Source organism: Enterococcus sp. AZ015 (assembly GCF_050499225.1).
GTDB lineage: Bacteria > Bacillota > Bacilli > Lactobacillales > Enterococcaceae > Enterococcus_D > Enterococcus_D entomosocium.
On record NZ_JBMHEX010000001.1, the window covers coordinates 3,214,525 to 3,230,000 of the forward strand.

A 15,476-nucleotide genomic window follows, 5' to 3' on the forward strand; every position below is an offset into this window, starting at 1 on the left:
CGAAAAAGAGTTGGTCGCAATCTATTTTTGCAACATCTTAAAGTTTCTTCAAAATAAGAAGAAAAAAAAGAAAACTTTTCCCTCCTAAACGGCGGTTTTTAGGAGTTATGCTATAATAAGAGAAATCTTTAGAGGAATGAAGGAGAACAACGATGCAAAAGGAACTCATTACCGTGCCACAGATCCGCAAACTCTTATTGCAGGAAAACCTATTAAAAGAAATCATCACCCCCACTGATTGGGTTTATACCGTGCCGCAAGAAATGACTGATATTGCCTTTACCTCCTTAAGTTACGACTCGCGAACGGCCGATGCGGCAACGCTTTTTTTCTGTAAAGGGGCTTCTTTTAAAGAAAGCTACCTAGCCGCCGCCATTGATCAAGGCATTCAGTGCTACATTTCAGAAACACCTTATGACAACTTCGCAACCTACGGGATCATTGTTACGGACATTCGAGAAACGATGGCAGTGATCGCTCAAGCATTTTATGGCAACCCGCAAGAACAGCTGGTGACCATCGGCATCACTGGTACCAAAGGCAAAACCAGCTGCGCCTATTTTGCTCGGGCGATTTTAGCAGAATCGACGGGTCAAAAAGTAGCATTCTTTTCATCTGAGGAAAACTCAGTCGATGGAAAAACCTTTAATGAAGCAGTGTTGACGACTCCCGAAACACTGGATCTTTATAAAATGATGGCTGAGGCTGTTGCAAACGGCATGACCCATCTTGTAATGGAAGTTTCTTCTCAAGCGTATAAAACCAAACGGGTCGCCGGCATTACCTTTGATATTGGCGCGTTCTTGAATATTTCGCCTGATCACATTGGACCGGTGGAACATCCAACTTATGATGATTATCTTTACTGCAAACGGGAACTGATTCGCAACAGCAAACAAATGATTTTAAATCGTCAAAGCGATCACTACCACTTGCTGCGAGAAACTTGTGAAGTCCATCAAGTTCCTTATATCACCTACGGACGTTCAGATGCCGATTATGTCGTTCAAGAAGGAATGGACCTAAAGAGTTTCGCCCTGACAGCTGCTTCTGATGTCTTGCAAGTCTCTGGTGAATATCAACTGGGGATCTTAGGTTCTTTCAACCATGAGAACGCCGCAGCGGCGATTTTGGCTGCCTGCTTAGCGGGTGCCTCTCATGAGGACGCTCAGAAAGTCCTGCCGACAGTGATCATCCCTGGACGAATGATCGTTTTAGAAAAAGAAAATGGCGCCGTCATGATCGTTGACTATGCCCACAATTACCTGAGCTTCCAATCATTAAGTGAACTTGCCCGTCAATTACGCCCAGATGGTCGCCTGCTTTTTGTCACTGGCAGTGCTGGCGGAAAAGCCCAATCTCGCCGAGCAGATATGGGACGAGCGCTAGGAGAATATGCGGACAAAGTCTACCTGACCAGCGATGATCCTGATTTTGAAGAAGCAGCTGCGATCGCAAAAGAAATTGCAGATGCTATCACCAATCCTGAAGTTGCCATCATTCATGAGATGGATCGGGCTCAAGCCGTCAAATTGGCGATCGCTGAAGCAGACGGTCGTGATATCGTGATTATTGCGGGCAAAGGTGCCGAACAATACTTGAAAGTCGCTGGAAAAAAAGTCCCTTACATCGGTGACTTGACCTTAGCGCAGCAGCAAGCCAAGCACCAATAGCAACAAGTTGTCTCAACAAAAAAAGCTTTCAGATGATCCATTAAATCATCTGAAAGCTTTTTTCCTGTGTGATTAAGGTTGTTCGTCTTCGTAAGTCTCATAGACATAGGGTGCGCCATCATAACGGAATTCTGTTGAAATGGCAGCGTCAAGGTCTTCGGTAAACATTCGCTTGCTGAAAGGAAACAAAAAGACTTGCCCTTCTTTGGCATCTTCGGCTGCTAAACGGTAAAACAGCTCTTCTTCTGTTAATTGTTGATTCAACTGTTCCAAGACATCGGCAGTGACTGCCTCTTCTTCATAGCCAGGTTTGGCAATCCGTGCATAATCTTCAAAAAAAGCCGTTTGGCCTTCAAATGATTGATACTCCATGTACGTCCCCTCTTTCTTTTCTCTTTCTTTATTATACGAGAGTCTGTGAGGATCAGCGAATAATATGATCGCTAACAAGCGGAAATTTGGCTTTTTTAGCCCTTAAATATGTCAGAAACATTTCAAGTGTATTACGAATCAATTATTTGACAAAATCAGATTGAACACGTATCCAAATTTTGTATAATGATACATAGAGACTATAAAAGGGGCAAATGTAATGAACAACGCAAAGAAAAAATTATTCGTCGGTACTGGTGCTGCAATTGGTTTTGTCGCAATCGTTGCTATGATGGCTCAGTTCATGATTTCCAATCATCTATTTGGCGGAAGTGATGCTTCATCAGAAATTTTCACTCGCGCTACGTATCCAAACGGCTTTCTACTAGTGATCTTGATTCCATTGGTCGCAACAGCCGCTTTGTTCTATGGTATCATTCGCAAAAAATAACAAAAAAGTGTTGCTGAGAACCACTCAGTAACACTTTTTTTCTTTGTCGCTACCAAAAAGCTGCCTAACAGACCATTGACCTGTTAGGCAGCTACTTTTTTAGCGTTTAGTTTGCAACGATATTGACCAATTTATTGGGTACGACGATCACTTTGCGGATCGTTTTTCCTTGGAGCTGTTCTTGGACAAGTTCGTTTTCTTGGGCCAATTGTTCAAGCACTGCTTTTTCTGCGTCTGCTGGAACCATTGCTTTGGCACGAACTTTGCCGTTGACTTGAAAGACGACTTCGATCTCATCTTCCACTAGGGCACTTTCGTCATAGGTTGGCCAAGGCACATAAGAGATCCCATTGTCATTTCCGAGGATCGACCAGAGCTCTTCACCGATATGTGGTGCGATTGGAGCCAATAGCTGCACAAATCCTTCGACATACTCGTAAGGTAAGGCATCAGCTTTATACGCTTCATTGACGAAGACCATCAATTGGGAAATCGCCGTATTGAAATGCAGCTGTTCATAATCTTCCGTCACTTTTTTAACTGTTTGGTTATACACCTTCGACAATTTTCCATCGTTGAATGTCGTGATGCGGTCGCGCATTTTGCCATTTTCATCGACGATCAAGCGCCACACGCGATCCAAGAATTTGCGACTGCCTTCAAGGCCATTCTCATTCCAGGCGATCGATGCATCCAATGGTCCCATAAACATTTCATATAGACGCAAAGTATCTGCACCGTATTGATTGATGACATCATCTGGATTGACTACGTTGCCGCGGGATTTCGACATTTTTTCATTGTTTTCCCCAAGGATCATCCCTTGGTTGAACAATTTTTCAAATGGTTCTTTCGTTGGTACGACACCGATATCATACAAGAATTTATGCCAGAAGCGAGCATAAAGCAAATGCAAGACAGCGTGTTCCGCCCCACCGATATAAATATCGACTGGCATCCAGCGTTTCAATTTATCATAGTCTGCCAAAACAGACTTATTATGAGGATCGATAAAGCGTAAGAAATACCATGAGCTTCCTGCCCATTGTGGCATCGTATTGGTTTCGCGACGTCCTTTTTTCCCAGTTTCTGGATCGGTGACATTGACCCAATCCGTGACATTAGCTAATGGCGATTCCCCAGTACCGCTTGGTTTGATATTGTCGGTTTTTGGCAAACGCAATGGCAGCTGATCTTCAGAAAGCGCTGTGGTCGTCCCATCTTCCCAATGGATGATTGGGATTGGTTCCCCCCAATACCGTTGACGAGAGAACAACCAATCGCGAAGACGATAGCTGACTTCTTTTTTCCCAACGTGGTTTTCTTCCAACCATGCGACCATTTTTTCGATGGCTGTCTCTTTGTCTAGCCCATCCAAAAAGTCTGAATTGATATGCAGTCCATCTTCGGTATAGGCAGATTCTTCCACGTTGCCCCCTGCCAATACAGGAATGATCTCTAAACCGAATGTTTTGGCAAATTCGTGGTCACGTTCGTCATGGGCAGGAACCGCCATGATCGCACCTGTTCCATAAGAAGCCAAAACGTAATCGGCGATCCAAATCGGGATCTCTTTGCCATTCACGGGATTGATGGCATAGGCACCAGTGAAGACACCGGTTTTTTCTTTGGCCAAATCTGTTCGGTTCAAATCAGATTTTTTCGATGCTTCTTCTACATAGGCATCAATGGCTGCTTTTTGTTCTGGGGTAGTGATTTGGGCCACTAGCTCATGTTCTGGTGCCAATACAGCGTAGGTCGCACCAAACAAGGTATCTGGACGAGTCGTAAAGACGGTAAAGTCTTTTTCCATCCCTGCCACTTTAAACGTTACGTTGGCTCCGACAGAACGTCCGATCCAATTGCGTTGCATTTCTTTGATGCTTTCTGGCCAATCAACTTCTTCTAAATCGTCCAACAAACGATCAGCATATGCCGTGATTTTTAGCATCCATTGGCGCATCGGTTTGCGGATCACATCATAGCCGCCCCGTTCGCTCTTGCCGTCAATGACTTCTTCATTGGCGATCACAGTTCCAAGCTCTGGTACCCAATTTACCGGAACTTCGGCTTCATAAGCTAACCCTTTTTCATAAAGCTTGGTAAAGATCCATTGCGTCCACTTGTAATATTCAGGATCTGTCGTATTGATTTCACGATTCCAGTCATAGCTGAACCCTAGCGCATTGATTTGACGGCGGAAGGTCTCAATATTTTTCTTCGTAAATTCCGCTGGATCATTTCCTGTATCTAGTGCATATTGTTCGGCAGGCAGACCAAAGGCATCCCAGCCCATTGGGTGCAGTACATTGTACCCTTGGCTGCGTTTGAAACGGCTCAAGATATCCGTAGCCGTATAGCCTTCTGGATGTCCGACATGTAATCCTTGTCCGGATGGATATGGGAACATATCTAGCGCATAAAATTTTGGTTTGTCCGGCTCATCATGGGTGTTGAACTCATTTTTCTTTGCCCAATATTTTTGCCATTTTTTTTCGATTTCTTTGTGATTGTAATTCACGATGGACTCCTCCTAAAAATTGGTGTTTTGCTCGTCAAATCAACCAGCAAAACTTAAAAAAAGTCCTATAAAAATCGCTATGATTTTTATAGGACGTTATCAACGTGGTACCACCTAAGTTTATCTGCTCCTCAAAAAAGCAGACCTCGATGTTTTAACGGCCATCGCCGTATCTGCCTAGCCAAATCAGGTTCAGTCAGATATCACTCGAAGACGAGTTCGAAAGGTGTGCTGTGCATTTCCACCAACCATGCACTCTCTAAAAGTCCCACCGTACTTCTACTATTCCTTCTCAAACGTGAAAGTTTCTTTGCACTTATCCTAACAAAAATCATTAGGAATAGCAATCTATTTTACCCTAACTGTTTGTCCTGGGTAAATAAAGTTATTTTGAATATTGTTCCATTGAATAAATTGATCCGTCGTGATGCCAAACTTATCTGCGATCCCCCAAACGGAATCACCCGATGCGACCTTGTAAGTACCATTGGTCGCTGAAGTGCTGGTAGTAGCTGCCGTGCCGCCTTGCTTGACGACCACCTTTTGTCCTGGATAGATAAAATCATTTTTGATGTTGTTCCAGTTGCGGAATTGGTCCATCGAAATCCCGTGTTTATTGGCAACTGACCAGACTGAATCACCCGCTGCCACCGTATAGGTGTTGCCTGCAGCACTGCTGCTGGTTTGGCTGCTGACGGTCGTGCTCGTTGTTGTACTTGTACTCGTTGCGGAACTACCACTGACGACAACTTTTTGTCCTGGGTAGACAAAATCATTTTTGATATTGTTCAAACTGCGAAATTGATCCATGGAGATCCCATGTTTGTTGGCGATCGACCAGACTGAATCACCCGCTGCCACTGTATAGGTACCGCCGCTGCTTTGGCTAGCAGTTGATGCAGTGCTGACGGTCGTGGTACTGCTGGTATTCGTAGACGAACCACCGCTGACGACAACTTTTTGTCCTGGGTAGACAAAGTCATTTTTGATATTGTTCAAACTGCGGAATTGATCCATTGAGATCCCATGTTTATTGGCGATCGACCAGACTGAATCACCAGAAACTACGGTATAGGTATTGCCTGATGTAGTTGCTGAAGTATTACGATTGACGATCGATACCGTAGAAGTTGCCGAAGTGCTTTGGGTGCTGCCGTTGACTTTCAACGTTTGCCCTGGATAAACAAAATCATTTTTGATGTTGTTCAAGCTGCGCAACTGGTCCATGGAGATGCCATGTTTGTTAGCGATCGACCATACAGAGTCGCCCGAAGCGACTGTATACGTTTGACTGCCGCTCGTGCTGACAGCCGCCGTTGTAGTCGTAGTATTGGTTGATGCGCTAGCTGTGGCACCACCACCGGCATTGCCAGAAGCAGGTGTGTCGTATTGTGTCAAACCAAATTGTTGGATCACTGCATTCAGGGAAGAAGCATAATTGGGTGCAGTCGCATAGCGGCCTGCTAGCCATGCGGTTGCATCAAGATATGAAGTCGTATTGCTTTTCCAAGCGCCAGAATAATATGAAACGCCGCTTTGTAAAGAGGTTGAGCGTAAAGTACGTGCGTTATCTTCGAATGATTGCGTGTATGATGGGTAGCGCTTAAAGGGTTCATTCATAGTCAACCATTGATTGTTTAAGTACTCCAAAGTACTCATATAAACGGTTTGACCGTTGTAGCTGCCTTTGATCCCGAATAGATTATAATTCGGTGCTTTTGATAAACTGCTTCGGCCCCAACCACTTTCTAAAATGGCTTGTGCGATCATCACAGAAGCATATAAATCGTTGGCTTGTGCCACGGGCTGAGCGTAAGTAGCGATTTCGGCAATAAATGCGGAAGTATTCGGCGCGGCAAAATTGCTAGTAGAAACTTGGGCGATCGAGGTCTCTACGGCTTCTGCTTGAACCGATGACACCAATGGAGCTACAACAGAGCAAGCAGTCAGTGTCGTTCCTAAAACAACTGCACTTTTTTTGATCACTCGATACTTATCGCCCGATTGGTCTGCTTGACGATGTACTTTTCTTGATTGACTCGTGTTCATGTCCGTTATTCCTCCGTTTTTTCCTTATAGTGAACGTAGGTTTAGTATACAATTTCTTAAGAATTTATAAAAGGTATTTGAGCCGATTTCAGAAACTGTAAACTCTTTGTAATCAAACGAACATTTATTGAAATGAAGAGTTTGTATTTAACCCAACGAAAAATATTCCTTGACAGTGGGATGCTCCCTGAATGGTTCCCTGCTTTTTCCGTCTTGCGATAAATGCTATAATACCTTCTAGATGTCTCTTTGCTTGAAGGGACAGAAATTCTCTAGAAACGAGGCTTTTCCATGCATAAAAAACTTTATTTTCAATTTGCCGGCAGCTGCTTTTTACTGCTGTTCGTTTTTCTCGGCTATCTCGTGAAATTTTATCCTACTTGGTTGGTCTCCTTTGACGAAACCTTGACTCGCATCATCCGCACCGGCTATCCGTTTTGGACACCGTTTTTTCTATGGGTCACAAAATTTGCGAATCCTACCACGATCATCTTGCTCTTTCTTGCTGTTTTAGCCGTTTTAGTGATCAATAAATATTATGCAGAAGCACTATGGCTCAGTATCGGCACCATCGGGATTGCCGGGCTCTTTAATCCATTGATCAAACTGGTCTTTTTACGGGAGCGACCAACCCTTGAACACTTAGTCACGGAATCAAGTTTTAGTTTCCCCAGCGGACACTCGACAGGCAGTATGGTTTTTTATGGGACATTGCTCTTCTTGGTCCCAGTTTTCTTCAAGCAGCCTTTTTGGCAATGGGGACTCCGTATTCTGCTAGGCCTATTGATCAGTTGTATCGGCATCAGCCGCATCTATGTTGGCGTGCATTTTCCCAGTGATGTGTTAGGCGGTTTTTGTGTCGGCCTGTCTTGGCTACTGTTGACCTACCCTTACTACTTGCAAAAACGTTTTGTCTGGCGCTTCACGCGTAAACAATTATAAAAGAAGGTAAAAAAATGAATCCATTTCCTTATGCAGAAGATAAAAACAAACGATACCATTCATGGAACTTTGCTTTGCGGCAAGAATTTGGCGAAAAAATCTTTAAAGTTCCCATCGATGCGGGCTTCGACTGCCCCAATCGTGACGGCACCGTTGCCAAAGGCGGCTGTACATTTTGCAGTGTGTCCGGCTCTGGCGATATGATCGTAGCACCTGAAGCCCCGTTACCAGAGCAGTTTGAAAAAGAGATCGCCATGATGCACAAAAAGTGGCCGCAAGTGGACAAATACATTGTCTATTTTCAAAATTTTACGAACACCCACGCACCGGTGGCAGTGATCCGCGAGCGCTTCGAGCAAGTACTGACACTACCTGGTGTTGTCGGGATCTCCATTGGGACCCGACCAGACTGCTTACCAGCAGATGTCGTTGACTATCTGGCAGAGCTCAATCAACGCTTTTATTTATGGGTCGAATTAGGACTGCAAACGACTTTTGAAACCACGAGCAATGCCATCAACCGCGCCCATGATTATCAAACCTACTTAGACGGCGTCGCCAGCCTGCGCAAACACAATATTCGTGTCTGTACCCATTTGATCAATGGCCTGCCAGGCGAGACGATCGAGATGATGCAAGAAAACGTCCGCCGCACCATTCAAGATTCTGATATCCAAGGCATCAAACTGCACCTGTTGCATTTGATGCGCAATACTCGGATGCTGCGGGATTATCATGAGGGACGTTTGCAATTGATGCGGCGCGATACCTATGTGTCATTGATCTGCGATCAGTTAGAAATGATCCCCCCAGAGATCATCATTCATCGCTTGACAGGCGATGCACCATGGGATTCTCTGGTAGGTCCAATGTGGAGTTTGAAAAAATGGGAAGTCTTGAATGAGATCGATCAAGAAATGCTACGCCGCAACTCCTATCAAGGGAAATTCAACGTGCGAAAGGAGCTTGTCAATGCTGCCGACCGCCATGCATTATAGCCACACCCTTTTAAAAGAAGTTCTGCAACCGGGACAAACCGCCGTTGATGCCACGATGGGCAACGGCTTCGACACGGAATTACTGGCTTCCTTAGTTGGACCGACTGGTCAGGTGTTTGCTTTTGATATTCAAGAACAAGCCCTCCAAGCCACCAAAAAACGTTTGACTGAAAAAGAGCTGTTGGCGCAAGTCCAGCTGATCCATCAAGGCCATGAGACGTTGGCAGATGTTGTGAGCGGTCCGGTTCACGCCGCCATTTTCAATTTAGGCTACTTGCCGAAAGGGGACAAAGCGATCATCACGCTGCCTGATACAACGAAAACGGCTTTAGAAGTTTTACTGACACGTTTAGCCCCGAAAGGTAGAATCATCCTCGTCTGCTATTATGGACACGCTGGCGGCGAAGCAGAGCTGAAAGAAGTCCACTCCTTTTGTCAGCAGCTGCCGCAAGAGGAATATAATGTCCTTTCCTATCAATTTATCAATCAGCGCAACCAGCCGCCGATCTTATTTTGTATCGAACGAAAAAACCATCAGTCCTCGGCACGTTAAGGTGTCGATCGACTGATGGTTTTTTTATTCACTAAAAAGCCATTGCAGGACTCGTTGGATCCATTGATCCCAAAAATTCCAATCATGATCCCCAGTTCCCGATTCAAACGTTACGGCTAGTTTGCGTTTTTGCAGCTTATCCACCGCATATTCACTTGCCGGATACAGCTGATCCTCGGTTCCACAGCTAATAAAAAAGCGCGGCGCGGTGCTTGGATCGATGGTCTCAATCAGATGGATCAAATCATTTTCTGACCCTTTGAATTGCTCTAAAGGGCCAAAGATTCCTTCCCAATAAGCTTGGCTTCGCAGCTGCAGCAAGGAATCCATGCTTTCAGCCAGCGCTAATGCGCCAGACAAAGACGCTACCGCCGCAAACTGGTCAGGCTTGCGCAGCCCAAGTTTTACTGCCCCATAGCCCCCCATCGAGAGACCTGCTGCAAAAGTTTTTTCTCGTTTTTGCGTCAGTTGAGGAAACAGTTCATGACAAATTTGTGGTAATTCTTCGGCGATAAACGTCCAATACTTCATTTCGTAGGTCGTATCGGTATACCAGCCCAGATCAGTAGACGGCATGATGACCGCTAGTTGATACTCTGCGGCATATCGCTCGATCGACGTCCGTCGCTGCCAGACACTATGATTTCCGTTCATCCCATGCAATAAATAAAGCACCGGGAGATCTGTGCCCGTCGATTGGCTTTGCGTACCGATTTTTTTCTTGGTACTTTGAGGCAAGATCACATCGATCATTACCTCCATTTCAAGAACATTTGAATAGATATTTGCTTGTAAAAAAGCCATACAATCACCTGCGATCCTTTTTTTATATTGTACCAGATTCTCGCGAAATCGTGCGGGTCAAACCAATCGCTAGCACAATGAGTAAAACACCGATCCCAAAAACCCAGTGTAGACCGCTATAAAGAATCTCCCGTAATTGCCCTAATAAGGCTGTTGGCAGCTGACGCGCGGCGGCTGGATCAACCAGCTGATTCATGACACTGCTGTCAGTGACTTGCGCCTGTGCCAAGCCCACGCTATTGCTGGTGTTTAAAACGATACCGAAGACCGCCACCATAATGGTTTGCCCAATCGTTCGCAGCAGCGTATTGAAAGAAGTCGCCACGCCGACTTGGGTGGGTGCAACGCTGGTTTGGGCAGTAACGGTACAAACCACCATCGTTGCCCCTAATCCGACGCCCGTAATAGAAGAAATCACCAAGAACAACCAGAATGATGTCTGTGCCGGTGTCAAAAACAACCACAAGGCACCGGTAGCCGTGATCACTAAGCTAACCGTCAAGACCCAACTGACACTGTGTTGTGTCAACCAACGGCTGGCTAAGAAGGAACCAATCATCCATAAAATCGACAACGGTGCCAACACAAGCCCGCCAATCCCCGCACTCATGCCTAAGACCCCTTGCATCCACATTGGGATATAAACATCGATCCCCATCAGGAAGCCGCTAGCCAAAGCTGCTACGATGTTGACCACCACAAATAGTTTTGAGTGGAACAGCTTCAGATCAATAATCGGATCTGCTGCTTTTTTCTCCACACGAATGAAGCCGATAAACGTGAGGACAGAAAAAACGAACAGACCGATAACAGGCAGACTTACACCATAATCTCCTAGCAATTGGAAGCCTAGCAGGAGCCCTACTAACGTCAACATCAACAAGAGACTGCCTGCATAATCAATGTTGACTGCAGCAAAGGCCTTTTTTTCTTCATGAAAATAAAACCAAATTAAGGCGATCAACCCTAATCCGATGGGCACGTTGATAAAGAAGATCCAATGCCACCCGATCGTATCTACGATCAATCCACCGGCTAAGGGACCAACGACACTGGCGATCCCCCAAGCAGTACTATTGAGCCCTAAGACTTTCGCCCGCTTTTCAACAGGATACAGGTCCGCAATGATCGTTAGGGCAACGGGCATCATGGCCCCTGCGCCTAATCCTTGCAACGCTCTGGCAATGATCAACGTCAACATTGTGTTGGCCATCCCACAAAACGCCGACCCGATAATAAACAGCAGCGTACCAAATAGAAAGACTGGTTTGCGGCCGATATTATCGGCAAACTTGCCGTAAATCGGGGTCAACATCGCACTGGTCAAAAGATAGATCGAGAAGACCCAGTTCATGATCTCGATTCCTTTCAATGAACTAACGATGGTAGGCATCGCTGTCGTAATGATCGTTCCTTCGATCGCGGTCATAAACGTTGCGACAAAAACTGCAATAGTGACTAATTTTACATTGGTTCGCATGTAACTCCTCCTTTTACTCCAAAAAAAAGAACCTCTATTGATAGTCATCAATAGAGGTCGCCTCTTTTAATCCTTCACACTTGCCAAAAGTGCCGCCACCTTGTCGGTGCGTTCCCATGGCAAATCGATATCTGTACGACCGAAATGTCCGTAAGCGGCAGTCTGACGATAAATCGGACGGCGCAAATCTAACATTTCAATAATTCCTGCTGGTCGCAAATCAAAGTTTTCCCGCACCGCTTGAATCAAGCGATCGTTACTGACGGTTCCTGTACCAAAAGTGTTGATGCTGATCGACACGGGTTGTGCCACACCGATCGCATAGGCTAATTGGACTTCCACTTTTTTGGCTAGCTTTGCTGCTACGATGTTTTTGGCAATGTAGCGAGCCGCATAGCTGGCTGAACGGTCAACTTTGGTTGCGTCTTTTCCAGAAAACGCACCGCCACCATGACGAGCATAGCCGCCATAAGTATCAACGATGATTTTTCTGCCTGTCAAACCGGCATCCCCTTGAGGACCGCCGATCACAAAACGACCAGTAGGATTAATATAATATTTTGTCTGCTCGTCTAAAAGATCGGCAGGGATCACTTCTTTGATCACTTTTTCAATGACATCACGGTGGATCGTTTCATTATCAGCCGCATCATCATGCTGGGTACTAATAACGACGGTGTCCACTCTTTGTGGTTGATCGTTATCATCATATTCAACAGTTACTTGCGATTTTGCATCTGGACGCAAGTAGCTTAGTTCATTGTTTTTACGCAACTCTGCTAAACGACGGACTAACCGATGACTCAATGCGATTGGTAAAGGCATCAATTCAGGTGTTTCATCAACGGCAAAACCAAACATCAAGCCTTGGTCACCGGCACCGATATCTTCTTTATCCGTTTCTCCGCGACTTTCTAAAGCATCGTCAACGCCTTGAGCGATATCTGGTGATTGCTCATCGATCGCTACTAAAACAGCAACCGTATCGCCGTCAAAGCCGAATTTTGCTCGTGTATAGCCGATTTCTTTGATGGTTTCACGGACGACTTTTTGGATATCTACGTAAGCAGAAGTAGAAATTTCTCCAAAAACTAAAACCAATCCGGTGGTAACTGACGTTTCACAAGCAACCCGAGCCATTGGATCTTCGGCAAGCAACGCATCTAAGATGGCATCACTGATTTGGTCGGCTACTTTGTCTGGGTGTCCTTCTGAAACGGACTCTGATGTAAATAAGTGTTTCTCTGTCATTTTTGTATTCCCCCTAATATATGTTTCGGTTACAAGGCATCTTCGCAGCTGCGAATCCTTTCGGGAACTTGCAACGGACTGATTATAACAAATTTTGACCCTTCGTAGTTGAAAAATGATAAAAAAGATCATTTTTGGGTAATAAAAAAACACTCTCAAGAGTGTTTGCATGATCCGTACGGGATTCGAACCCGTGTTACCGCCGTGAAAGGGCGGTGTCTTAACCGCTTGACCAACGGACCAGTTTGAAAATGTAATGGGCCTAAATGGACTCGAACCATCGACCTCACGCTTATCAGGCGTGCGCTCTAACCAGCTGAGCTATAGGCCCCAAATAAAAAATGCAAAGCGGGTGACGAGAATCGAACTCGCGACAACAGCTTGGAAGGCTGTAGTTTTACCACTAAACTACACCCGCATTCCTATGGCGCGGGACAGAATCGAACTGCCGACACATGGAGCTTCAATCCATTGCTCTACCAACTGAGCTACCGAGCCAAAAACAACGGTCTGGACGGGACTCGAACCCGCGACCTCCTGCGTGACAGGCAGGCATTCTAACCAACTGAACTACCAAACCAGAAGCTTTGTATTGCTGCTTTGCCGTTAAACAAAGCGATTGCGGGAGCAGGATTTGAACCTACGACCTTCGGGTTATGAGCCCGACGAGCTACCAGACTGCTCCATCCCGCGATAAGTAATTACTTTTCAGTAATTAAAGGACTGTGATTCTTTTGCTCGCAACAAAAGAGACAGTTAAGGAGGATAAGGGATTCGAACCCTTGCACGGTTTTACCCGCCTGACGGTTTTCAAGACCGTTCCCTTCAGCCGGACTTGGGTAATCCTCCAAAAGTAACAAATGATCCGTACGGGATTCGAACCCGTGTTACCGCCGTGAAAGGGCGGTGTCTTAACCACTTGACCAACGGACCAATAAAAAAAAACGGAGAAGGAGGGATTTGAACCCTCGCGCCGGTTTCCCGACCTACACCCTTAGCAGGGGCGCCTCTTCAGCCACTTGAGTACTTCCCCAAATGTATGACTACATTTTGATGGGCCTAAATGGACTCGAACCATCGACCTCACGCTTATCAGGCGTGCGCTCTAACCAGCTGAGCTATAGGCCCCAAAAAATAAAAGCTAAAGCGGGTGACGAGAATCGAACTCGCGACAACAGCTTGGAAGGCTGTGGTTTTACCACTAAACTACACCCGCATGGCGGTCTGGACGGGACTCGAACCCGCGACCTCCTGCGTGACAGGCAGGCATTCTAACCAACTGAACTACCAAACCATATTTAGCTTTTATTGCGCTTTTGAAAACAAAAGCAATTGCGGGAGCAGGATTTGAACCTACGACCTTCGGGTTATGAGCCCGACGAGCTACCAGACTGCTCCATCCCGCGATAAGTAATTACTTTTCAGTAATTAAAGGACTGTGATTCTTTTGCTCGCAACAAAAGAGACAGTTAAGGAGGATAAGGGATTCGAACCCTTGCACGGTTTTACCCGCCTGACGGTTTTCAAGACCGTTCCCTTCAGCCGGACTTGGGTAATCCTCCATAATAAAACAGATACAATGCCACAATGGACCTTGTAGGACTCGAACCTACGACCGGACGGTTATGAGCCGTCTGCTCTAACCAACTGAGCTAAAGGTCCAGGCTCTTAAAAAATCGCGGCGGAGGGGATCGAACCCCCGACCTCCCGGGTATGAACCGGACGCTCTAGCCAGCTGAGCTACACCGCGTAAAAAAGAATCATTTATTCAAATGATATGGAGCCTAGCGGGATCGAACCGCTGACCTCCTGCGTGCAAAGCAGGCGCTCTCCCAGCTGAGCTAAGGCCCCTTTTGTAAAAGTATCGGGAAGACAGGATTCGAACCTGCGACCCCTTGGTCCCAAACCAAGTGCTCTACCAAGCTGAGCTACTTCCCGTTATTAAAGCGCGCCCAAGAGGAGTCGAACCCCTAACCTTTTGATCCGTAGTCAAACACTCTATCCAATTGAGCTATGGGCGCATATTATGAAATGCCGAGGACCGGAATCGAACCGGTACGGTGATCACTCACCGCAGGATTTTAAGTCCTGTGCGTCTGCCAGTTCCGCCACCCCGGCTGAAAATTGCTAAGGCAAAGCGGAAAACGGGGTTCGAACCCGCGACCCCCACCTTGGCAAGGTGGTGCTCTACCACTGAGCTATTTCCGCGTATTCCTGATGCCGGCTAAAGGACTTGAACCCTCGACCCTCTGATTACAAATCAGATGCTCTACCAACTGAGCTAAGCCGGCAATGAAGTGCGGGTGAAGGGACTTGAACCCCCACGCCCGAAGGCGCTAGATCCTAAATCTAGTGCGTCTGCCAATTCCGCCACACCCGCAT

Annotated in this window: 11 protein-coding genes, 23 tRNA genes, 1 riboswitch and 1 other annotated feature; of the genes, 5 read left to right on the plus strand and 29 right to left on the minus strand. The window is 46.1% G+C overall.

Annotated features, from left to right (window positions below; all coding sequences use genetic code 11):
* Nucleotides 1-152: 152 nt before the first annotated feature.
* Complete coding sequence (gene murE / locus IGK85_RS14995) at nt 153-1,673, plus strand: UDP-N-acetylmuramyl-tripeptide synthetase (protein ID WP_008382015.1); 1,521 nt, start codon at nt 153-155, stop codon at nt 1,671-1,673.
* A 72-nt stretch (nt 1,674-1,745) separates the two neighbouring features.
* On the opposite strand, the gene IGK85_RS15000 is transcribed toward murE, so the two are convergent.
* Nucleotides 1,746-2,045 carry a DUF5960 family protein gene (locus IGK85_RS15000; protein ID WP_008382014.1) on the minus strand — a complete coding sequence of 100 codons (300 nt, stop codon included), beginning with the start codon at nt 2,043-2,045 and terminating at the stop codon, nt 1,746-1,748.
* A gap of 220 nt (nt 2,046-2,265) precedes the next feature.
* On the opposite strand from IGK85_RS15000, the gene IGK85_RS15005 reads away from it, so the two are divergent.
* Nucleotides 2,266-2,496 carry a hypothetical protein gene (locus tag IGK85_RS15005; protein WP_005233376.1) on the plus strand — a complete coding sequence of 77 codons (231 nt, stop codon included), beginning with the start codon at nt 2,266-2,268 and terminating at the stop codon, nt 2,494-2,496.
* A 106-nt stretch (nt 2,497-2,602) separates the two neighbouring features.
* Here the strand turns inward: IGK85_RS15005 and leuS are convergent, their stop codons facing one another.
* Both leuS and IGK85_RS15015 read right to left on the minus strand, forming a co-directional pair.
* Nucleotides 2,603-5,017: a leucine--tRNA ligase gene (gene leuS / locus IGK85_RS15010; RefSeq protein ID WP_008382013.1), complete on the minus strand. Its 2,415-nt coding sequence runs from the start codon at nt 5,015-5,017 to the stop codon at nt 2,603-2,605.
* An 86-nt stretch (nt 5,018-5,103) separates the two neighbouring features.
* Nucleotides 5,104-5,323, minus strand: a binding site (T-box leader).
* 42 nt (nt 5,324-5,365) lie between these two features.
* Nucleotides 5,366-7,066, minus strand: coding sequence for a LysM peptidoglycan-binding domain-containing protein (locus IGK85_RS15015; RefSeq protein ID WP_008382011.1), 1,701 nt, complete (start codon nt 7,064-7,066; stop codon nt 5,366-5,368).
* Nucleotides 7,067-7,357: 291 nt separating this feature from the next.
* Between IGK85_RS15015 and IGK85_RS15020 the strand changes: the two genes are divergently transcribed.
* From IGK85_RS15020 to IGK85_RS15030, 3 genes are read left to right on the plus strand one after another with little or no spacing between them, the layout of a single operon-like run.
* The gene (locus IGK85_RS15020; protein WP_008382009.1) at nt 7,358-8,008 is read left to right on the plus strand and encodes a phosphatase PAP2 family protein; all 651 of its coding nucleotides are present in this window, start codon (nt 7,358-7,360) and stop codon (nt 8,006-8,008) included.
* Nucleotides 8,009-8,022: 14 nt separating this feature from the next.
* Nucleotides 8,023-9,006: a TIGR01212 family radical SAM protein gene (locus IGK85_RS15025; RefSeq protein WP_005233367.1), complete on the plus strand. Its 984-nt coding sequence runs from the start codon at nt 8,023-8,025 to the stop codon at nt 9,004-9,006.
* A complete protein-coding gene (locus IGK85_RS15030; protein WP_008382006.1) occupies nt 8,981-9,559 on the plus strand; it encodes a tRNA (mnm(5)s(2)U34)-methyltransferase in 579 nt (192 codons plus the stop codon). The genes IGK85_RS15025 and IGK85_RS15030 overlap by 26 nt, the downstream gene beginning before the upstream one ends.
* A 24-nt stretch (nt 9,560-9,583) precedes the next feature.
* Here IGK85_RS15030 and IGK85_RS15035 read toward each other — a convergent pair whose 3' ends face one another.
* From IGK85_RS15035 to IGK85_RS15160, 26 genes are all read right to left on the minus strand, one after another.
* Nucleotides 9,584-10,363, minus strand: a complete 780-nt coding sequence (locus tag IGK85_RS15035; RefSeq protein WP_005227672.1) for an alpha/beta hydrolase — start codon at nt 10,361-10,363, stop codon at nt 9,584-9,586.
* A gap of 22 nt (nt 10,364-10,385) precedes the next feature.
* On the minus strand, nt 10,386-11,843 hold the full coding sequence (locus tag IGK85_RS15040; protein ID WP_005233363.1) for an MDR family MFS transporter: 1,458 nt from the start codon (nt 11,841-11,843) through the stop codon (nt 10,386-10,388).
* Between the two features lie 66 nt (nt 11,844-11,909).
* Nucleotides 11,910-13,094: a methionine adenosyltransferase gene (gene metK, locus IGK85_RS15045; RefSeq protein WP_008382004.1), complete on the minus strand. Its 1,185-nt coding sequence runs from the start codon at nt 13,092-13,094 to the stop codon at nt 11,910-11,912.
* Nucleotides 13,092-13,173: riboswitch (SMK box riboswitch) on the minus strand. (Overlaps the previous gene by 3 nt.)
* 91 nt (nt 13,174-13,264) lie before the next feature.
* Nucleotides 13,265-13,336, minus strand: a tRNA-Glu gene (locus IGK85_RS15050).
* A 15-nt stretch (nt 13,337-13,351) separates the two neighbouring features.
* Nucleotides 13,352-13,425 (minus strand) — tRNA-Ile (locus IGK85_RS15055).
* A 16-nt stretch (nt 13,426-13,441) separates the two neighbouring features.
* Nucleotides 13,442-13,512 (minus strand) — tRNA-Gly (locus IGK85_RS15060).
* Nucleotides 13,513-13,519: 7 nt separating this feature from the next.
* Nucleotides 13,520-13,592, minus strand: a tRNA-Phe gene (locus tag IGK85_RS15065).
* Between the two features lie 8 nt (nt 13,593-13,600).
* Nucleotides 13,601-13,674: transfer RNA gene (locus IGK85_RS15070), tRNA-Asp, on the minus strand.
* 39 nt (nt 13,675-13,713) lie between these two features.
* Nucleotides 13,714-13,787, minus strand: a tRNA-Met gene (locus IGK85_RS15075).
* 66 nt (nt 13,788-13,853) lie between these two features.
* Nucleotides 13,854-13,943 (minus strand) — tRNA-Ser (locus tag IGK85_RS15080).
* Nucleotides 13,944-13,955: 12 nt separating this feature from the next.
* Nucleotides 13,956-14,027, minus strand: a tRNA-Glu gene (locus IGK85_RS15085).
* A 12-nt stretch (nt 14,028-14,039) separates the two neighbouring features.
* A tRNA-Ser gene (locus tag IGK85_RS15090) sits at nt 14,040-14,127 on the minus strand.
* Between the two features lie 21 nt (nt 14,128-14,148).
* Nucleotides 14,149-14,222 (minus strand) — tRNA-Ile (locus tag IGK85_RS15095).
* Between the two features lie 17 nt (nt 14,223-14,239).
* Nucleotides 14,240-14,310 (minus strand) — tRNA-Gly (locus IGK85_RS15100).
* Nucleotide 14,311: 1 nt separating this feature from the next.
* Nucleotides 14,312-14,388: transfer RNA gene (locus IGK85_RS15105), tRNA-Asp, on the minus strand.
* 38 nt (nt 14,389-14,426) lie between these two features.
* A tRNA-Met gene (locus tag IGK85_RS15110) sits at nt 14,427-14,500 on the minus strand.
* Between the two features lie 66 nt (nt 14,501-14,566).
* Nucleotides 14,567-14,656, minus strand: a tRNA-Ser gene (locus IGK85_RS15115).
* A gap of 26 nt (nt 14,657-14,682) precedes the next feature.
* A tRNA-Ile gene (locus tag IGK85_RS15120) sits at nt 14,683-14,756 on the minus strand.
* A gap of 14 nt (nt 14,757-14,770) precedes the next feature.
* A tRNA-Met gene (locus IGK85_RS15125) sits at nt 14,771-14,844 on the minus strand.
* A 28-nt stretch (nt 14,845-14,872) separates the two neighbouring features.
* Nucleotides 14,873-14,945 (minus strand) — tRNA-Ala (locus IGK85_RS15130).
* Between the two features lie 13 nt (nt 14,946-14,958).
* Nucleotides 14,959-15,032, minus strand: a tRNA-Pro gene (locus IGK85_RS15135).
* A gap of 9 nt (nt 15,033-15,041) precedes the next feature.
* A tRNA-Arg gene (locus IGK85_RS15140) sits at nt 15,042-15,115 on the minus strand.
* 11 nt (nt 15,116-15,126) lie between these two features.
* Nucleotides 15,127-15,212 (minus strand) — tRNA-Leu (locus IGK85_RS15145).
* Nucleotides 15,213-15,230: 18 nt separating this feature from the next.
* Nucleotides 15,231-15,302, minus strand: a tRNA-Gly gene (locus IGK85_RS15150).
* Between the two features lie 10 nt (nt 15,303-15,312).
* Nucleotides 15,313-15,385: transfer RNA gene (locus IGK85_RS15155), tRNA-Thr, on the minus strand.
* A 7-nt stretch (nt 15,386-15,392) separates the two neighbouring features.
* Nucleotides 15,393-15,474, minus strand: a tRNA-Leu gene (locus IGK85_RS15160).
* Between the last annotated feature and the right edge of the window lie 2 nt (nt 15,475-15,476).